Below are 18,053 nucleotides of genomic sequence, written 5' to 3'. Positions count from 1 at the left end.
GAAAAAAAACGCCTGCAGTATGAAGTGATGCAGGCGTTTTTTGTTTTTAATCGCTGGTTTAGGCTTAGTCAATCAAACCGTATTCGCGGCCAAGAATATCGATGATTTCTTGCTTTGGATTGTCGCTTAAGACGATCTCTTTTCCGGTAATTTTCTCTGCGATGTTGATGTAAGTACGAGAAACGGCCATTAGTGCTTCTTCAGGCAGTTCGTTGTCTCGTGCGAGCGCTTCACGCTCAGGCATACGGTCTTTATTCAGTAAAATATCTGGGTCAGGGAAGTAGTTGAGTAAGAATTGTCTAAAGCCTTCTTTTGAATTCTCGACAATTTTGCCTGCTTGATACGCTTGGGCATCCCAAATTCGTGACGAATCTGGCGTACCTACTTCATCCATGTAAATCAGTTTTTCATTTCCAGCCGCGTCCGTGACATAACCAAATTCAAATTTGGTATCGACAAAGATTTGATCCACGTTCGCCAATGCTTCACTGATCACTCCAAAGCCGTCTTTTAGCAGTTTTTCGTAAAGCGCGATATCGTCAGCACTCGAGAAATTAAACGCGGCAAAGTTATCGGCGATATTTTGGCGAGTAATATTAACGTCGTCTGCTTCTGGAACACCTGGGATGCCCTTCAAAATGCCTTTTGTTGATGGCGTCATGAGCAGATCCGGCAATGCTTTGTCTTTTTCCAAGCCTTCAGGTAGCTGAATACCACAGAATTCACGCTCCCCTTTTTCGTAAGCACGCCACATTGAACCAGTAATGTACTTGCGGCAAATTGCTTCGATTTTCACCGGTTTGGCTTTTTGTACGATCCAGACAAAAGGATGTGGAATATCCAAAATGTGGCTGTCAGCCAGACCATTTTCTTTGAACAAGCCAAACCAATGGTTTGAAATGGCATTGAGCGCTGCGCCTTTGCCCGGCACGCCGTTCAACCCGTACTCTCCATGCCAAATGCAATCAAAAGCGGAAATACGGTCGCTGATCACCATGATCGCCAATGGGGCGTCAGGGGCAACATTGTATCCTTTCTCTTTAATCAGTCGGGCACTGTCTTCTTCGGTCAACCAGTAAACAGAACGAACTTTTCCACTGTGTACAGGTTTATCGGTGCGGATGGGTAGGTCATCGTTGACGGCAAGTACTTGGTCAGCAAGGCTCATTTTGACATTCCTATCATAATTTCAAACGTCATGCGGGAAATGAATCGGACAACAAAATCTAACGGATTCATCGATTACCGGGGCATGATACCAGAACTATTTGAAGTCGCCAGAGAAAAAGCAAACGTTTGCTTTGTTTTTGCCAAACAAAAAATACCTCCCATTTGGGAGGCGAGATGCAGGATGGATAACGTTGAACTTGTTAGTGATACTTGTGTGCTCTGCCTTCAACGAAAAACACTTCACAGCCATACTCACGAGCGAGATCGCTAAGCAAAGATTGGTTAATCAAATCGATTTGATCGGAAGCGACAACCGCAGCGGCATTGCCTGAGCGAATTGCTTTCATCACGATCTCCATTTCAGTCATCGTCTGAGAAGCTTTCATTTGGATGACATTCTGGCAGCGGATATTGGAAGCAGTAAGTTGTGCAAAGTCAGGTCTTGGGCACTCAGCTGTAAACAAAATCCACTGATTTTGAGCGGAAAGATTAGCCAGCTTTTGCAACAACTGATCAGAAACATTCATAGGTACGGTTGGCTGAGCTAACACGTTAAAACGAGAATAGAGTCGAGTTTGAGTTTGAATCTGCATCTTACTGTTCCTTTATACATGCTGTATGTGTATACAGTAGTTTTTTTAAGGCGATTGATCAACTCTTTTTGTTGGATTTTTCACCTAAACCGATCGTTTATTGAAAAAGAAATATTTTTATCTAATTGATTTTTAATGGTTTGTCTTTCATTTGGTACGTAGTGATAAGTATGGGAATTTGTGACGAATATCACTGGTAGGTGAGTCAGTTGGTAAGAGGAACAGTAAAACCACTGTATAGCACTGTATAAACGCGTGAATAAAAAACGCCCTCAGCATAAGCAAGAGGGCGTCTTAGTCAGAATTCGGTGTTAAGCGTATAGCCAAACAGCGAGTGCGAAAAAGCTGGGTGCGAGAATAGAGGTGATGATGCCACACAGTACTAACGCTAAAGAAGAAAAGGCGGCGTCACCCGGCGCTTTCTCCACGCAGGTCGCGGTACCGAGCGCATGCGAAACTGTCCCCATGGTGAGTCCGCGTGCGATAGGGTGTTTAATGCCAAGCAAATTATAAATTGGGTAGGCAAGGATTGCCCCAAACAGCCCAACGAGCAGCACCAGAATCGCAGCAACAGCGGCTTCGCCTCCTAAGTGGCTTGAGATTTCCATTGCAATCGGCGTGGTGACTGACTTACCAAGCAGGCTGGCAATCAAGCTAATGTCAGCCTTGAAGGCGACGGCAATGAGCATGGCGGTGAGCATTGACATGATGCTGCCTAGGGTACAAGCGAAGGCAATGATACGCCAATTGGCTTTGATTTGTGGAAGCTGTTCATACAGTGGATAAGCAAGCGCGACCACCGCAGGCTGTAGCATGTAGCTGATCCACTCATTATCGGAGTAATAGGTCTCAAAAGGGACCTTCAATACCGTTAACATCGGAATCAAAATAGCGATACTGATCAGTAGCGGGTTAGCCAAAGGATTGTTGATTTTGATGGCAAGCCAACGAGCAAATAAGAAAACGATGATAGTGACGAGTAACCACATGATTATGCTTCCTCACCAAGAATTCGTTGAAGTAACCAGCCTAAACTCACCAACACAATCAAAGAGCCGCCAATGGCCGCTGCGATAATTGGCAATGCGTTTGCGATGAGCATATCGAAGTGCTCCATTAAACCAACACTGATCGGAACGAACAGCAAGATCATATAGCGAATCAATAAGCTGGCACCGGGTTTGACCCATTCGACTTTGACGATGCCGATCGCCATCGATAAAAACAGTACCAACATCCCTATTACACTTCCTGGCACTGAGGTTCCTGTCCAGTGCTGTATGCCTGAGCCAATCGTCAAGGCTAGGAAAATAAGGCCAAATGAAACAACGAGGCCAAATAAATCTTTAAGGGAGAATTTCATAGTTTGGGAGTCATTCTTAATGTGGGAGCGTTTCGCTCCCGGCAATTATGAGATCAAGCTCTCAGTATAGCGGTACACGGATTTTAATATCGCCATTTTCTTTTCGTCACTTTCATGTTCGTGAACTAAGTTTTCCAAATTAAGCATGTACTCTTCAATTCGACTTTCGAAGTATTCGCGGCAATGATTCGCCCAACGGCGCTGTTCGTTCTCATCCAACGTCCATGGGTAATTGCGCGCACGGTAGCGAAACAGCAGCGGTTCGATGCGTTTATCGTTGAACGTGATGTCCAAAGCGGCAAGGTGAGTTGGATCGGTTTGGCGGATAATGTCCATCGAGGCTTTGTCGGCAGGCGAGAAGAAACCGTCGTACAACAGGGTATCGACATCATGACTTTTCTCAAACTCGCGTTCAATTGAGAACAGCTGCACCAACTTTTCTCGCACTTCTGGGTGCTGGCGAATAAGGGCTAAGTTTGCCAAACATTGTTCTCGGTCGATGCCAATATTGGTGGCGTTCTCCGCTGTGAGGGTTTTGGCGGGTGCTAAAATCGGGCACTTATTCAAATGCACCAGTTTAACTGGCACAGGCAGTAAGTCACCCAGCTCATCATGACGTGTGTAAAGACGCTCATGCAGCGCATCGGCATCCAAATCGAAGAGGGGTTGAGGATCTTTGGCTAAGTCGACCACAATCACCGCATTGTTGTTGGTCGGGTGCCAAGCTAATGGCACAATCCAACTGGTGTATTGGCATTCACGGCCTAACATGCCAGAGACATGCATCAAAGGGGTCATGTTAACAATATCGATCAACTCATTGAGCTTACGCTTATGGCGCATGCTAAAGAAGTAATCAAACAATTTGGGTTGCGCGGCTTTGACTTTTTTCGCCATTTCGATGGTGGCGATTACATCGGCCATCGCATCATGCGCGTTACTGTGTTCAATGCCATTCGCTACCGAAAGGTGCTCCAGTTTAAAGCTGGTAAAGCCTTCTTCATTTTCCGGCCATTCCACCCCTTCCGGTCTTAATGCGTGACAAGCTCGCATCACATCAAGCAGATCCCAGCGTGAATTGCCGTTTTGCCAGCTCCATGAATAGGGATCGAGGAAATTGCGATAGCAGGTGTAACGCGTGACTTCGTCATCGAAGCGAATACTGTTGTAGCCGAGGCTCGTGGTGTTCGGGCGCGACAACTCTGCGTGGATTTTAGCGATGAATTCTGGCTCTGGTAAGCCTTCTTTCTGCGCTTTTTGCGGCGTAATTCCGGTAATGAGCGCGGCTTCGGGGGCCGGTAAATAATCGGCAGGTGGGCGACAATAAATTACCAATGGTTCGCCGATGATATTGAAGTTGTCATCGGTACGAACGCCAGCAAATTGCGATGGGCGATCTTTTGCTGGGCTGGTTCCCCAAGTCTCATAGTCAAAAAAGAAGAAAGTGGGCTGATTGTCTTGCTGCATTCGGCTTACCTAGCGTTCAAACGAAGCGTGTATTAGACCATTGTGAGCCCTTGCTGGCAATGAGTTCCCGTGTTTAGCGGTATTGTTCGAGCAATTTAACCATTTCGTTTTTATGCAAAATTTCCACTTTCTGTGGATGAGGTGCAAAAACACGATAGAGCATGGCTAGCGCGACCTCTTTGGCATCGATAGGCGTGTAATTGCGGAGCTTGCCGCGCATGAAGGGAATAAACGGGCGCATCAGGCGTTGCAACCATTTTTCATCACTGCGCGAGGCGTGGCGTTGGCCCTTGAGTGGGCCGGGACGAACGATAACAAGCTGTTCAAAGCCCATATTCATCAGAGCACGTTCCATCTGTCCTTTACATTTGAGGTAATGGAAGCGCGATTGTGCGTCTGCGCCAAGGCTTGATACCACCGCGACTCGCGTGACACCAAGCAGTTTCATGGTTTGAGCGACTTGGCACACCAGTTCAACATCAATCTGACGCAATTGCTCTCGGCTTCCGGCTTGCTTTTTGGTTGTTCCTAAACAGATGAAGCCTACCGTGGGCCTCGCTCTTTCATCTGGCCAATCGGAGATGAGCAGATCGGGCTCAATCAGATTAACGAGTTTGATCGCTTGGGGAATGTTGACGGTAATTTGGCGGCGAGTTAAGGCGTAAAGTGTACTGATTGCCTCATGCGGTAAGATCTGTTCAATCAATTGCGACCCCACAAGGCCAGTTCCGCCAGCGACTATGACTGCTGTGTTTTCACCACGAATCGTCATCGTGTTGCTCCTAAAACCATCAAGAGGGTTATCTTGTTGAACTCTCTTGAGTTTAGCAATGGAAAGCGTTCGAGGGTTTGATGGCGGTAACAAAAGAAAAGGCCCGAAAGGGCCTTGTGTGGGAGTTAGGTCATCGACAATGGAACTTGTCGATTGCTCTGAGGGCGCTTCGCATCGCCACCCGATTTCTTCGGTTTACGGCTTTGATTGGCAAACATAGTGTGTACCTCAGTGTTGGAGACGAGAACATCACTGCATATCTTATGCCATCATCTGAACGCCATTTAGGGGATGTTGAATGCTGAAACCGCCCGCTTTGTGCAAAAAATGCGGTTTTGATTCGCAATTTGAGAAAATCGATGCGCACAGATGGCCACGGTTAAGTCGTGATCAGCAAAATGGGCGCTCAGCAGAAAATGGTTCTCGACCACCATTTCTCTCGATGAAGCGTATCTTGACTCTTTCTCCCCGATTCCTTCACCTGTACACTAAAGAACTTCTTGTTTTTACGCCACTTCGACACCAACAGGGACCGTTATGCTAGAGCAACAATTTGCCGCTGAGATCCAGCACATCATCGACAACAAAACCAAACCGCTAGGCGCACTGGGGCAACTCGAGCAAGTTGCTTTACAATTGGCACTTATCCAGAGCCAAGGTAAAGAGCAAGCGGCGACGCATATTGAGATCAAGCAGCCGCAGATGCTGCTTTTTGCTGGAGACCACGGTGTCGCCGATGAAGGGGTGAGCATCGCACCGAGTGCGGTGACACAACAAATGGTATTGAATTTTCTCGAAGGTGGTGCGGCGATAAACTGCTTTTGCGCGCTTCATAACATCGACCTGACGGTGGTTGATTGTGGCATTTTGTTGCCTGTCGACAGTGATGCACCGAATCTCATCTTACGTCGTTTGGGCTCTCGCACCGCCAACTTTGCCATTGAGTCGGCCATGACGGCGGATCAAGTCGAACAAGCTTTGCACAATGGTCAACAAATAGCGGCAGAGAAAATTGCTCAAGGTGCGGATTTATTGATGTTTGGAGAAATGGGCATTGCCAACACCAGCTCTGCCGCGGCACTGCTCAGTGCATTATCTGGCCGCGAAGTGGATCACTGTGTTGGCCGAGGTACAGGCATCAGTGAAGAGCAGTTGTCGCACAAAATTAAAGTCGTGGCGCAAGGCGTGGGGCGCTGTGAAGGTCAATCGGTTAATGCGATTCTCGCTGAAGTTGGCGGGTTTGAGATCGTGACCATGGCTGGCGCGTTTATCGCTGCTGCTGAGCATAAAACCCCAGTGCTGGTGGACGGTTTTATTGTTTCGGTTGCGGCCTATATCGCGACGTTGCTGAAACCGGAGGTGAGAGACTATTTGTTGTTCGCTCATCGCTCCGAAGAACAGGGGCACCAAATTGTTTTGTCACTTCTTGAAGCTAAGCCTTTGCTGGATTTGGGGCTGCGTCTTGGTGAAGGAACAGGAGCCGCGCTGGCGTACCCACTATTAAAAGCGGCGGCGCAGTTTTATAACAATATGGCAAGCTTTGAAAGCGCAGGAGTAACGGTTTGATATGAAAACCTGGCAGTATCAGTATCAATTGTTTTGTTTGGCGGTGAGCTTTTTTAGCCGCCTGCCCGTGCCCAAATCAACACCGTATAGTGATGAAAGAATGAATCAGGCTGGGCGTTACTTTGCTTTAGTCGGTACATTGCTTGGCTTACTGTGCGTACTGATTTATGCGTTTGCATCGCTGTTTTTCCCTTATCAGGTGGCGATTGTCCTGATGATGGCGTTTAGCTTACTGCTGACAGGCGCCTTCCATGAAGATGGACTCACTGACATGGCGGATGGCATTGGTGGGGGGATGACGCTCGACAAACGCCTCACCATCATGAAGGACAGCCGCATCGGAACCTATGGCAGCGCCACATTGACCATGGCGCTTATTGGTAAGTTCGTTTTTCTCACCACGTTGGCACGTCAACCCGACTTTGGCTTGATGATTGTTGTCGCCTACACCTTGAGCCGAGCTGTTGCCGCCACACTGATTTACGACATGCCCTATGTCTCTGACAGCGATACCAGTAAAAGCAAGCCATTGGCGAATGCACAATCCTCCACGGAGCTGGCGATACTGATCCTAACGGGGGTATTAGCGGCGATCAGCTTAGGGCTGGGTGTCGGTTTACTATTGATTTTATTTGCGATCCTCTTCCGCTGGGCATTTAAACGTTGGCTGCTAGCGCGTTTGGGCGGCTTTACCGGAGATTGCTTGGGTGGGGCTCAACAATTGATGGAACTAGGCATCTATTTAGTTCTGATTGCGGTGGTGCAGTGACGATGAGTTGTTCAACCAATAAAGCGCTGGTGTTGGGTGGGGCGCGCTCGGGTAAATCTCGTTTTGCTGAACAGCTTGCGCGGCAATGGTCTCAACAACATGATGCCAAATGCCACTACGTCGCCACGGCGGTGCCTTTTGATCAAGAAATGGCAGAGCGAATTTACCATCACCAACAGCAACGTGGACAAGGTTGGTGTGAATATGAGGCGCCGCTGTACTTAGCAGAGCGGCTCTCGCAGTTTGGTGCTGACGATGTGGTGCTGGTGGATTGTTTAACGGTGTGGCTCAATAACTGGCTGTTTGAGTTTGGCGAGCATGCGAGCAATGAAAAACTGGAGCAAAAGGTTGCCCAGTTGGCATCCGTTGTGAAAGAAAGCCCGGCACAGATCATTTTGGTCTCTAATGAAGTGGGGCTAGGCGTGGTGCCTTTAGGGCAAATCAGCCGTCTATTTGTGGATAATGCAGGTCGTATGAATCAGTCACTTGCTCAGGTGTGTGACAACGTCACTCTGGTCGCGGCGGGGTTACCCCTTGTATTGAAATCGAGTGGTCATCAATAGGGAAAAGCGATGGAAGTGATCTTACTGCGTCATGGCAAAACGGCAGCGGAAGCGGGTTTATTTGGTCGAACCGATGCCAAGGTACCGGCGGCTCGTCAGCAAGCGATTGCCGAGGCGTTGTTCGCTCAGCATGATGATGTTGAACTCATCGTGAGCTCGCCTCTCTCGAGATGCCATGAGTTGGCTGAGTTGCTTGGTCAACAGCACGATTGGCCAATTCGATTGCAAGCAGACTTACAAGAGATGGACTTTGGTCTGTTAGACGGAGTGCCTTTTGCTACTCAAGACTATCCGTGGCCTCTCCTCAACGCCTTTTGGCAAGATCCTGCCAATGCCTCTTTGCCAAAGGGCGAGACATTGGCGGAATTTCAGAAAAGGGTAGTGCAGTGCTGGTCGCAAATCATCAGCACAGAACATCGCAAAGTGTTAATCATCACTCATGGTGGTGTAATTCGACTTATCTTAGCTCACCTTTTGGGTGTAGACTGGCAACGCCCTCACTGGTATCAAACCTTGGCCATTGAGAACGCAAGTCTGACACACATAACGATTTTTACCGATAGTGACCAAACGCAGTTTCCGACAGTCAAAATGATCGGGATGCCTCTCTCTATCAGGGAAGAACAGACGAATCATCCAGTCGATTAGTCACAGATTCATAAGGAACACAGAATGACCGCGCCAAGCTGGGATCTTTCTATTGCCTATGCAGATTTAAACGATGTTCGTATCGAACAAGATATCGAACTGATCGAGCAGTGCATCAAACTGCTCAATACACAAGCGTCACAGCGTGAAGTGGTGAGCGTGATGCAAAATGCCATCGTCACCCGAGAAGCCGCAGGGCGTTTACTTTCGACGGTTTACACCTTTGCCAACTGTTATACCTCGGTGGATGTGACTCATCCTCAAGCCAAAGCTTTGGTTGGACGCATGGCCAAGCTAAGTTCTGAAATGGAACAGGCATTTAGCCCATACCAACTGGCGCTAATGCACGCAGATGACGATTTCATCGCCGACGTTTTAGAGAGCAATAATCCCGATGTAGCTGGTCAGGTATTTTCCATTGCTCAGCTGCGTAAGCTGGCGGATCAAAGCTTGAGTGTGTCTGAGGAACAACTGCTTTCTGCGATGCAAGTGGACGGGCGCGATGGTTGGGGCCGTCTCTACGACAACCTAACTGGCACCTTAAAAATCTCCCTAGATACCGAAGACGGTAAACAAGAAACGCTTGGATTTTCTCAAGCCGCCAGCTTGCTTTATGGGGCAGAATTCTCTCGTCAAGAACCTGCGTGGCGTGGGATTCAAAACGCGATGGCGACACACCGTGAAACCTTTGCGGCAATTTTGAATGCCCTTTCTGGCTGGCGTTTAACCGAATATCAAAAGCGCTCGCACCAACGCAAGATCCACTTCTTAGAGCCGAGCCTCTATGAGAGTCGTATTGAGGCACAAACCTTAGAAACCATGATCTCCGTGGCAAAGGAAAGTCGCTCGGTTGGCCAGAAAGCTGGGAAGCTAATGGCGCGAGTGCACGGCTTAGAGGCGATGAAGCCTTGGAATCACTTGGCTGCAATGCCGGCGTTTGACGGCGAAGCCAAAGTGTATGGCTTTGATGAAGCGATTGAGGTAATCCGCAATGCGTTTGCACAAGTCAACCCAGAAATGGCAAGCTTTGTTGACCTCATGGTGGAAAATGGCTGGATTGATGCCGCGCCTTCGGAAAACAAACGCCTCGGTGCGTATTGCACTAAACTAGCAGCCACCCGTACACCGCTGGTGTTTATGACTTGGTCGGGCAGCCGTTCAGATCTGCTGACTTTGGCCCATGAACTCGGGCACGCGTTCCACAACTGGGTGATGAAAGACATGCCCCTTTGCCAAACGCGTTACCCAATGACACTGGCAGAAACCGCGTCTATTTTTGCGGAAAACATTGTTCAGGATTATTTGATTGCACAAGCTGCCACCGCTGAAGAGAAATTGGAAATGTTGTGGGAAGAGCTCTCTTCTGCTTACGCGCTCACCATCAACATTCCTGTGCGTTACGAATTTGAAAAAGCGTTCTATGAGCGTCGTGCCAGCGGTGAATTGTCGGCGGATGATATTTGCCAGTTGATGAGTGAAACTTGGCAAGCCTGGTATGGCGATTCAATGTCAGAATCCGACCCCTATTTCTGGGCCAGCAAACTTCATTTCTCGATTTCAGAAATCAGTTTCTACAACTACCCCTATTTGTTTGGTTACCTTTTCTCGAAAGGCATCTACGCTCAGCGCGCGGCAAAGGGAGAGTCATTCTATCGTGATTACGTCGCTTTGCTGCGAGATACAGGGGCAATGATGGCGGAAGATGTGGTCGCGCAGCGTCTGCAAATGGATCTGACGCAAGCGGATTTCTGGCAACAGAGCATCGATCGTATCCGTGAAAAAGTGGATGAATTTGAACAACTGTTAGCGCAGATCGGAAAATAAAATTCCGTGATCTTGTTATAACGGAAAGGGTTAGGGATGTGGTAGAGTTCACTCCCTAACATACTGTTATTGTTTAAAAAGTGTTCGGTGATGACGGTCTCAATCTGCAAATCGTCCGGAATGAACGCAATTCTTGGTTTTTTGCGGTGAAAACTTCGATTTCTCTTGATAAGTGAGATCCTAGCAACATAAATGTTGTGAACATTTTATTAACATACCGCCGTGCAATTAAGGAGTAACGCATGACGAATTCTCTCTTTCGCCAATCGTTTTTGTCAGACACCCTAAATATGCAGCAATCTGTCGCGGCGAAAGCGACGACGTTAAGCAATGGGGTAAGATTGCAGCTGCATCAGCGTGGTGTGTTAGAAGTCATTCCGGCAAACAACAGCGCGGAAACGAAAAATATCATTTTATCGTCAGGGATCCACGGTGATGAAACTGCACCGATGGAACTGATTGACAAGATTGTTCACGATATCGAAACGGGCTTTCAAGATGTGCAAGCGCGTTGTCTATTTATCATTGCTCATCCAGAAGCGACCAATGCGCATACGCGTTTTATTGAAGAAAACCTCAATCGTCTGTTTGATGAAAAAGAGCATCAGCCAAGCAAAGAGTTGGTGATTGCCGATCAACTGAAGTTATTGGTGAAAGCATTTTTCGATAACACGCCGGTAGAGAGCCGTTGGCACTTAGATTTGCATTGTGCGATACGAGCGTCGAAGCACTACTCGTTCGCGATCAGTCCGAAAACGCGTCATCCGACTCGCTCTAAAGCGTTGGTGGATTTTGTCAACCACAGCCATGTTGAAGCGTTGCTGCTCTCTAACTCACCATCCAGCACGTTTAGTTGGTTTAGTGCAGAATACTATTCTGCTCAAGCACTGACGATGGAGTTAGGCCGAGTCGCTCGCATTGGTGAGAATGAGTTAGAGCGCTTTACCGCGCTGGATTTGACCATGCGTGATTTAATCGCAGAAGTGACCCCAGAGCATTTGCCTAAGCCTGCGATTACCTACCGAGTGAGCCGCACTATCGTGCGCTTACATGAGGATTTTGATTTCCGCTTTGATGATAGCGTGGAAAACTTTACCTCATTTATGCACGGTGAAGTGTTTGGTCATGATGGCGATAAGCCGTTGATGGCGAAGAACGACAATGAAGCGATTGTTTTTCCCAATCGTAAAGTCACTATTGGCCAGCGCGCGGCCTTGATGGTCTGCAAAGTCAAAACTCGTTTTGAAGATGACCAACTGGTTTACGATTAATCATTTCCCGCTGTCCTCTTACGAAAGTTCAGTTGTGGCAAGCGTTTAACGGTTTATTTTTGAAAGGCTTAACGTTAGAGTTAAGCCTTTTGTTTAGCGAGCGAGTTGAATCATTGCCCATGGAACTGCACCAACTGATAGCCCACAAAGAGAAGCGATGGCGAGCCACCTTATTGGTGATGGTGGCTGTACTTTTGATTCTCTCTGCTCTCTATTTGATGGTGGGGGAAGTCTTTCTTTCTCCGTTTTCTTCCTTGAGCAGTTTTGAACATAAGCTGTTGGTTGATCTGCGTCTGCCGCGACTGGTGGCGGCAATGGTGATCGGCGCGGCATTAGCTGTCTCGGGGGCGACATTACAAGTCTTACTTGGCAATGTGCTTGCTGAACCTGGTGTGTTAGGCATCTCCGGTGGGGCGAGTTTGGCCATGGTGATTGCGCTCTTTTTATTACCCGTGATGCCGACGCCAACGGTGTTTATGCTGGCAGCGATCATTGGTGCCTTGGTCTTTACGTTGATTTTGGTGGGGATGACAAGAGCGATGCACTTGTCGACCTCGAGAATGCTCCTTGTGGGGGTGGCACTCGGTATTTTATCGGGCGCGTTTGTCACTTGGGCCTTTTATTTCAGTGATGATCTCAGCTTGCGTCAACTGATGTATTGGTTAATGGGGAGCATTGGTGGGGCAAGTTGGCACCATCATCTGGTGACACTTGTATTGCTTCCGGTCTTGGTTTGGCTCTGTCTGCAAGGGCAAACGTTGGACAAACTGATGCTGGGTGAAACGCACGCCGCGCAACTGGGCGTTGATGTGTACAAGGTACGTTGGCGGCTGATTTTGGCGGTCTCCATCTTGATCGGCTGCGCGGTGGCTCTTGGCGGTATTATCAGCTTTGTTGGTTTAGTCGTGCCTCATTTGCTGCGCATGGCGTTTGGCTCAGAAAACCGATTCTTGTTGCCGATGTCGGCGTTTGCCGGGGCGACGTTATTGGTTTTTTCTGACATTTGGGCAAGAACCTTATTGGATTCGGCAGAGCTGCCGCTGGGGGTGATGACCACCACCATTGGCGCACCCATCTTTATCTGGATGCTGATAAGGAGCCACGATGCGCATTAATCATATTAGTGTCGGCAATCGGCTTTTACCCCTGTCTTTTCAATGTGCTGCAGGTGAAAAAGTGTATGTGGCGGGGCCAAATGGTTCTGGAAAAAGCACTCTATTGTCAGCGATTGCAGGCACGCTGAGCTCGCGTGAAGGCGCCAAGGGGGAAGTGTTGATCAACGAGACCTCTTTACTCACGTTGCCTTTAGCGGAACAAGCGATTTATCGGGCTTACCTTTGTCAGCAATCGAGACCGGCATTTAATGTCGATGTGTTTCAAATGTTGGCGCTCTCGTTACCGACAGGAAGGCATGTGGCTGAGCCAGAGGTTCAAGCAGCTGTGCGTAGAGTGGTGGAGTTGGTGCAGTTGCAAGACAAGTTGCATCGTAGCGTGCAGGCACTCTCGGGTGGTGAATGGCAACGCGTGCGTCTGGCAGCGGTGTGCTTGCAAGTGTGGCGCTCGTTAAATCCTTACTCGCAATTGCTGATCTTGGATGAGCCAGCCGCGCCACTGGATGTGGCCCAAGCGAAGTGGTTGTATCAGCTTATCGATGAGATGGCCGCGCAAGGCTTGGTGGTCTTGGTGGCCAATCATGATCTCAACCGAGTCTATCGGCACGCCGACAAAGTGTTGCTGCTCAACCAAGGTGTGCTCGCTGCATATGGCTCTGCAGAAGAAGTGATGAGTGTGGAAAATCTACAGCAAGTATTTGAAACGCCAGTGAAAAAAGTGGCCGTTGATGGGCAGCCGTATTTGATTTTTACTTAGCATTGCAACAAAACGCACCACGATAAAAAAGCCCGCACTTAGGCGCAATGTAGTTCACTTAAGAGGAGCTGCCTTGCGATTAACAGGATATCGGGTCTTTGATATTTTTACCGCCCTAGGCCGATTTGGCTTAGGGCGTTTGTCTATAAAAAGGATGGATAAGTCTCCGCGCAGACTTTTTAGACGCTTCGGTGTATTACCTGGAGATACCGCTTTGCTCATTACTTTCAGTTGACTAGCGATGAACTGACAAGCGTATTTAAAACTGATTTCATTGGCCATTCGACCATGTGCTACGGCCGCTTGACTGGCTTCTCGTCTTACCAAGTTATAACCAAGCAACAGCCCCCATAACTCTTGATAGACAAGCTCGACCGTCTTACTCCTCAGCACTAACGCGTTGTGCTGCATCGAACTTTTTATGTCTCTGTACCCTAACTCAATTTCCCATCTCTCATGGTAAAGCTCGGCTACTGATTCCGCATCGTACTCTTCCCTAGGCAAAGACGTAAACACTGTTTTGTGCTTACCTTGTACTTGATAAGTAACGGCTCTGACTTGCCATTTTTCAGGTAGGTTAGGATTTTTCTTGCGAGCCTGTGGAGAGACTTTCATTTCTACCAACATGTCGTCGCTCTCTTCATCGTCCAGAAGTCTGAATTTCACCCCTTTCTTCGCTGGTAACAACCAATGCCTGTTGGAGCCACTATTTTGGAGAGAAAGAAGTAAGTCTGCGCCATAAAACCCCTTATCTAGTAAAGTCACTGAGTTATCAGGTAGAGAGTCAATAAAGGGCATTGCAAGCGGTATTTCACCACGACGATAGGGGCTTATAGCTGCGTCTACAATGACATGTGAGCGAACATTCATCATGGTCACCACCCTAAGTACTGGATGAGGTGTCTGCCTCTCGCTGGATGTATTACCTGACCCAAAATGTTCTCTTAGTTCTGATGTATCAGCGGTTCGAAAAAGAGCCCCATCAATAGCGAAGACTTGTAAGCCTTGCCAAGTATCCTCGGGGTAACGCTCTAGACCCCATGTGTGACTGCATTGTCTAAACAACCATTCTGGAGCAGCTTTACCAAGGCGTTGCCTTGCTTGCGTTAAAGCACTTTTAGCTAGCAGTTCCTCATCGGCTAAGCCCTCGGCACAGACATTCATTCGCCGTGCGACTTCTGCAATAGACTCATTGCGGAAAAACGCCATTCCAACAATAAGCCAAAGAACCATATCACTAGGTAAACGACGTCGACGAATTGTCGCTTTATCGGAAAGTGTTGCCGCTTTAGCAACCCACTCATCAGGAATATGCTCGGAGAAGGTGGTTAGCTGAGCGACATCAACAGGACTCTCTTCAAGAAAGTCAGCAAAATAGTTTTGGATAGACATAAAAAATCGGAAACCTATAAACAGGTTTCCGATTGTCTCTCATCAGAAGGATCGGTCAACCGATCCTTATCTGATCTACATTGCGCACTTAGGCGGGCTAGCTTCATCAAACGGTTGGTTTGCTAAAAACGGATGACCAACTGAGAACAAATGGCTTACTGAGTCAGTGGAACTAAGTCTGCAGGGCGGTAGTAAACCGATTTCAATACCTTACCAGCACGAATCGTTTTGCCTTCGCCTTCAAAATCCTCGGCACATTTGGCAATCAGGTAATCACCTTTTTGCACCGCCATCAACTTAACACCTTGCTCTGCATAGAACTTCTCAGTGTCGGCATATTCTTGTTCATTGCGACACACTTTGCTCATGTTACTTGAGTGCACTTCATCCCAGCATGGAATAAAGTCGATGCCACGGTTTTTTGCGACGTTTAGCAGCAGATCAATCAAGTAGCTGATAGCAAGATTGTCTTCAACGTTTGCCGCTCCAAGGTGGACTAGGCGACCCATAAGCACGTAGACCGAATCAACAATCGCATCTGCTTGTTCTGTTTTGCTATCCGCTTCCGCCAACTCCGTCATCTCTTCGATGATCAAAGAAGTGTGTAGCGTGTCCGCTTTTTCATCTAGGCTTTCAGGTGCAGCCACCGGCAAATCAAACGTGCTACGGAACTCAGTGATGTCACGGTACAGGTGATCAAAAATGTCTTGGGTAAGTTGAGACAATTGCATGTGTTTTTCCAATAGTTTTACGTAAGGGCGAATGATACCAGAGCCGAGAGGTAAGCTCTATCCCCTTGCCAATTGAAGCAGCGGCACTTGTGGCACAGTGCGCATGGTCGCTGCCTCAGGTTTGGTTGATGCTCTTTGCCCTATGCTGTTTAGCGAAAAAGATAAGGGAACAGCTTTTTACGCTCTTCTTCATTGAGCGCTGAAACACGAGCAATGTTGGTATCTGGGATCGATTCAGGATCTGGATAGTGGCGCAGTACCTTTTCCATGCTTTCTTCTCGAATGAGATGAAAAATCGGATAAGGTGAGCGATTGGTGAGGTTTTCATCGTCTTCTGGCTCGGCACCACCAAAACAGTAGTCCGGATGGAAGGTGGCCACTTGGAAAACGCCTTCCCAATCTTGTTGTTTGATCAAGGCTTCCACCCAATCGATGAAAAGATTGTAATCCCAAAAATCGCTGAGCATGTTAGGGATAACAACCAGCGTGGTTTCTAACTCACTGGGCTCCGTTTGATCGAGCTCCATCAGCAAGCTGAGAATATCTTGCAGCAACAACTCTTCATTGTCGGCCTCACTGACGTGGATTTTGATTTGCTGATTGCGCTGCGGTTTGGCGGCGAATGGGCAGAGATTTAAACCAATCACCACATCGTTGAGCCATTGGTTCACTTCTTGATGAATGGTTTGTTGTGTTGAGCTTTGAGTCATGGTCGTATTCTATTGCGTGTTGAGGGGGCAGTATAACCACTCGTGGGGTTCAATCCTATCCCCTTTGACGACTCAAGGATGCTTGACCAAGCTCTCTTCTATGCACGCGTATTTGGGCTTTTTCAGTTGCAGTATCACCGCAAACAGCAACACATACATACTCGACGCCGCGATGATCACGCCATTCCATTGCCAATGTTGCCAGCAATAGAGCAAGAAGAACCCGCCAAGGCTACCGCCCACATAGTAGTGCACCAGATACATCGCGGTTGCCGTTGCTTTCGCGTGAGTGGCTTTTTGTCCAACCCATCCATACGCCAAAGTGTGCGTGAAAAAAGCGCCGAAGGAAATCAGCACTAAACCGATAAACATGGCGGCTAAGTGTTCAATCGAGGTGATTAGCATGCCAAATAAACTGATCGCCGCACCCAGTAACATGCCGCTGACCGGATGAAAATGTTGATTCCATTTGCCGGTGTATTTGGAGCTGATGGTACCGCCGAGGTAACACAAAAAAATCAATGAAGCGAGGCCAACGGGTAGGCCATGCGGCTCTGCCACCAGGCGAAATCCCATCACGGAATAGAGGTTAACGAAAAGGGCAAAATTGAGTCCGCCGATCACCATCGCCAACCAAACTCGGGTGTGACGCAGGTGCTGGACGATGGTCTGATTGTGTTGCCATAAGCTGTGAGTGCTGGGGGAGAAATGTTTCTGCTTGGGCAGCAAAAAGCTCACCGCAATCACGCCCAGTAGCGTGAAGAGCAGCATCACCTCAATCGCGACCGTGGTACCAAACCAGTCGGACATCAAACCGCCACTGATTCGTCCGCTAATACCGCCAAGTGAATTGGCGGCGATATAACCACCGATCGCGTGGCTAAACGCTTTTGGGTGTAACTCTTCCGCCATATACGCCACCGCAACAGCGGCAAAGGCTGCGAGCGCAACGCCAAGCAGGGCTCGACACAGAACCACAAATAAGAAAGAGTCATTGAGCAACAGTGCTGCGCTACAAAGAGGGATGGTGAACAAGCCTGCTAACATGACCGTGCGTCGGCCTATTTTTTCAGACAACACCGCCATGGGAACAAGGCTGAGGGATAAGCCCAGTGTGGTGGCGGCAAAGACCCAGTTTACCTGTGTTTCCGATACCGCGTATTCCAAGGCCAATTTGGGCAGCATGGGTTGAAAGAGGTAAAGATTACAGAAAACTAAAAACGAACCGAGTGCCAAGGCAATGGTGATATGGCGATACTGAGAGCTGCCGAGTTCGTACATCTTAATTCTCCTACTGATTTGTGAGCACAGTATCAGTCACATCGTGATAAACAAAATATATTAA

Annotated in this window: 18 protein-coding genes; 8 read left to right on the top strand and 10 right to left on the bottom strand. The window is 48.2% G+C overall.

Annotation, left to right across the window (positions count from 1 at the left end; genetic code table 11):
* Positions 1-64: 64 nt before the first annotated feature.
* From AOT11_RS00420 to AOT11_RS00395, 6 genes are all read right to left on the bottom strand, one after another.
* The gene (locus tag AOT11_RS00420) at positions 65-1,168 is read right to left on the bottom strand and encodes a phosphoribosylaminoimidazolesuccinocarboxamide synthase (protein ID WP_017419942.1); all 1,104 of its coding nucleotides are present in this window, start codon (positions 1,166-1,168) and stop codon (positions 65-67) included.
* 202 nt (positions 1,169-1,370) lie between these two features.
* The gene (locus AOT11_RS00415; protein ID WP_017419943.1) at positions 1,371-1,763 is read right to left on the bottom strand and encodes a SulA-like leucine-rich domain-containing protein; all 393 of its coding nucleotides are present in this window, start codon (positions 1,761-1,763) and stop codon (positions 1,371-1,373) included.
* Positions 1,764-2,074: 311 nt separating this feature from the next.
* Positions 2,075-2,752 (bottom strand): LrgB family protein, encoded by a 678-nt coding sequence (locus AOT11_RS00410; RefSeq protein WP_017419944.1) that lies wholly within the window; start codon positions 2,750-2,752, stop codon positions 2,075-2,077.
* A 2-nt stretch (positions 2,753-2,754) separates the two neighbouring features.
* Complete coding sequence (locus AOT11_RS00405) at positions 2,755-3,126, bottom strand: CidA/LrgA family protein (RefSeq protein WP_044666526.1); 372 nt, start codon at positions 3,124-3,126, stop codon at positions 2,755-2,757.
* 45 nt (positions 3,127-3,171) lie between these two features.
* Positions 3,172-4,593: an exodeoxyribonuclease I gene (gene sbcB, locus AOT11_RS00400; RefSeq protein WP_017419946.1), complete on the bottom strand. Its 1,422-nt coding sequence runs from the start codon at positions 4,591-4,593 to the stop codon at positions 3,172-3,174.
* A 73-nt stretch (positions 4,594-4,666) separates the two neighbouring features.
* The gene (locus AOT11_RS00395; protein WP_017419947.1) at positions 4,667-5,365 is read right to left on the bottom strand and encodes an oxidoreductase; all 699 of its coding nucleotides are present in this window, start codon (positions 5,363-5,365) and stop codon (positions 4,667-4,669) included.
* 537 nt (positions 5,366-5,902) lie between these two features.
* On the opposite strand from AOT11_RS00395, the gene cobT reads away from it, so the two are divergent.
* From cobT to btuD, 8 genes are all read left to right on the top strand, one after another.
* A complete protein-coding gene (gene cobT / locus AOT11_RS00390; RefSeq protein ID WP_017419949.1) occupies positions 5,903-6,931 on the top strand; it encodes a nicotinate-nucleotide--dimethylbenzimidazole phosphoribosyltransferase in 1,029 nt (342 codons plus the stop codon).
* A gap of 1 nt (position 6,932) precedes the next feature.
* Positions 6,933-7,700 (top strand): adenosylcobinamide-GDP ribazoletransferase, encoded by a 768-nt coding sequence (locus AOT11_RS00385; protein WP_017419950.1) that lies wholly within the window; start codon positions 6,933-6,935, stop codon positions 7,698-7,700.
* Between the two features lie 2 nt (positions 7,701-7,702).
* Positions 7,703-8,263, top strand: a complete 561-nt coding sequence (gene cobU / locus AOT11_RS00380; protein WP_026050249.1) for a bifunctional adenosylcobinamide kinase/adenosylcobinamide-phosphate guanylyltransferase — start codon at positions 7,703-7,705, stop codon at positions 8,261-8,263.
* Positions 8,264-8,272: 9 nt separating this feature from the next.
* Positions 8,273-8,911: an alpha-ribazole phosphatase gene (gene cobC / locus AOT11_RS00375; protein WP_017419952.1), complete on the top strand. Its 639-nt coding sequence runs from the start codon at positions 8,273-8,275 to the stop codon at positions 8,909-8,911.
* A gap of 24 nt (positions 8,912-8,935) precedes the next feature.
* Positions 8,936-10,735 (top strand): M3 family oligoendopeptidase, encoded by a 1,800-nt coding sequence (locus AOT11_RS00370; protein ID WP_017419953.1) that lies wholly within the window; start codon positions 8,936-8,938, stop codon positions 10,733-10,735.
* Between the two features lie 242 nt (positions 10,736-10,977).
* The gene (locus tag AOT11_RS00365) at positions 10,978-12,006 is read left to right on the top strand and encodes a succinylglutamate desuccinylase (RefSeq protein WP_017419954.1); all 1,029 of its coding nucleotides are present in this window, start codon (positions 10,978-10,980) and stop codon (positions 12,004-12,006) included.
* Between the two features lie 119 nt (positions 12,007-12,125).
* Positions 12,126-13,121 (top strand): vitamin B12 ABC transporter permease BtuC, encoded by a 996-nt coding sequence (btuC, locus tag AOT11_RS00360; RefSeq protein ID WP_026050248.1) that lies wholly within the window; start codon positions 12,126-12,128, stop codon positions 13,119-13,121.
* Positions 13,111-13,875 (top strand): vitamin B12 ABC transporter ATP-binding protein BtuD, encoded by a 765-nt coding sequence (gene btuD / locus AOT11_RS00355; RefSeq protein WP_017419956.1) that lies wholly within the window; start codon positions 13,111-13,113, stop codon positions 13,873-13,875. The genes btuC and btuD overlap by 11 nt, the downstream gene beginning before the upstream one ends.
* 54 nt (positions 13,876-13,929) lie before the next feature.
* Here the strand turns inward: btuD and AOT11_RS00350 are convergent, their stop codons facing one another.
* The 4 genes from AOT11_RS00350 to AOT11_RS00335 all read right to left on the bottom strand — a co-directional run bounded on the left by AOT11_RS00350 (position 13,930) and on the right by AOT11_RS00335 (position 17,989).
* On the bottom strand, positions 13,930-15,267 hold the full coding sequence (locus AOT11_RS00350; protein ID WP_011149570.1) for an IS4-like element ISVvu3 family transposase: 1,338 nt from the start codon (positions 15,265-15,267) through the stop codon (positions 13,930-13,932).
* Between the two features lie 155 nt (positions 15,268-15,422).
* On the bottom strand, positions 15,423-15,998 hold the full coding sequence (locus AOT11_RS00345) for a nucleoside triphosphate pyrophosphohydrolase family protein (RefSeq protein WP_013571938.1): 576 nt from the start codon (positions 15,996-15,998) through the stop codon (positions 15,423-15,425).
* Between the two features lie 149 nt (positions 15,999-16,147).
* Complete coding sequence (locus AOT11_RS00340; RefSeq protein ID WP_017422188.1) at positions 16,148-16,708, bottom strand: DUF1415 domain-containing protein; 561 nt, start codon at positions 16,706-16,708, stop codon at positions 16,148-16,150.
* A 72-nt stretch (positions 16,709-16,780) separates the two neighbouring features.
* Positions 16,781-17,989 (bottom strand): MFS transporter, encoded by a 1,209-nt coding sequence (locus tag AOT11_RS00335; protein ID WP_017422187.1) that lies wholly within the window; start codon positions 17,987-17,989, stop codon positions 16,781-16,783.
* Positions 17,990-18,053 lie beyond the last annotated feature (64 nt).

The organism is Vibrio vulnificus NBRC 15645 = ATCC 27562 (assembly GCF_002224265.1).
In the GTDB taxonomy this organism is placed as follows: Bacteria; Pseudomonadota; Gammaproteobacteria; order Enterobacterales; family Vibrionaceae; genus Vibrio; species Vibrio vulnificus.
The sequence above is the reverse complement of the archived record's forward strand: the minus strand, read 5'-3'. Positions and strand labels throughout refer to the sequence as shown.

Excerpts from the sequence above, each read along its gene's own strand:
- AOT11_RS00420 (WP_017419942.1), bottom strand. The coding sequence starts at position 1,168 with ATGAGCCTTGCTGACCAAGTACTTGCCGTCAACGATGACCTACCCATC.
- AOT11_RS00415 (WP_017419943.1), bottom strand. The coding sequence starts at position 1,763 with ATGCAGATTCAAACTCAAACTCGACTCTATTCTCGTTTTAACGTGTTA.
- AOT11_RS00410 (WP_017419944.1), bottom strand. The coding sequence starts at position 2,752 with ATGTGGTTACTCGTCACTATCATCGTTTTCTTATTTGCTCGTTGGCTT.
- AOT11_RS00405 (WP_044666526.1), bottom strand. The coding sequence starts at position 3,126 with ATGAAATTCTCCCTTAAAGATTTATTTGGCCTCGTTGTTTCATTTGGC.
- sbcB (WP_017419946.1), bottom strand. The coding sequence starts at position 4,593 with ATGCAGCAAGACAATCAGCCCACTTTCTTCTTTTTTGACTATGAGACT.
- AOT11_RS00395 (WP_017419947.1), bottom strand. The coding sequence starts at position 5,365 with ATGACGATTCGTGGTGAAAACACAGCAGTCATAGTCGCTGGCGGAACT.
- cobT (WP_017419949.1), top strand. The coding sequence starts at position 5,903 with ATGCTAGAGCAACAATTTGCCGCTGAGATCCAGCACATCATCGACAAC.
- AOT11_RS00385 (WP_017419950.1), top strand. The coding sequence starts at position 6,933 with ATGAAAACCTGGCAGTATCAGTATCAATTGTTTTGTTTGGCGGTGAGC.
- cobU (WP_026050249.1), top strand. The coding sequence starts at position 7,703 with ATGAGTTGTTCAACCAATAAAGCGCTGGTGTTGGGTGGGGCGCGCTCG.
- cobC (WP_017419952.1), top strand. The coding sequence starts at position 8,273 with ATGGAAGTGATCTTACTGCGTCATGGCAAAACGGCAGCGGAAGCGGGT.
- AOT11_RS00370 (WP_017419953.1), top strand. The coding sequence starts at position 8,936 with ATGACCGCGCCAAGCTGGGATCTTTCTATTGCCTATGCAGATTTAAAC.
- AOT11_RS00365 (WP_017419954.1), top strand. The coding sequence starts at position 10,978 with ATGACGAATTCTCTCTTTCGCCAATCGTTTTTGTCAGACACCCTAAAT.
- btuC (WP_026050248.1), top strand. The coding sequence starts at position 12,126 with ATGGAACTGCACCAACTGATAGCCCACAAAGAGAAGCGATGGCGAGCC.
- btuD (WP_017419956.1), top strand. The coding sequence starts at position 13,111 with ATGCGCATTAATCATATTAGTGTCGGCAATCGGCTTTTACCCCTGTCT.
- AOT11_RS00350 (WP_011149570.1), bottom strand. The coding sequence starts at position 15,267 with ATGTCTATCCAAAACTATTTTGCTGACTTTCTTGAAGAGAGTCCTGTT.
- AOT11_RS00345 (WP_013571938.1), bottom strand. The coding sequence starts at position 15,998 with ATGCAATTGTCTCAACTTACCCAAGACATTTTTGATCACCTGTACCGT.
- AOT11_RS00340 (WP_017422188.1), bottom strand. The coding sequence starts at position 16,708 with ATGACTCAAAGCTCAACACAACAAACCATTCATCAAGAAGTGAACCAA.
- AOT11_RS00335 (WP_017422187.1), bottom strand. The coding sequence starts at position 17,989 with ATGTACGAACTCGGCAGCTCTCAGTATCGCCATATCACCATTGCCTTG.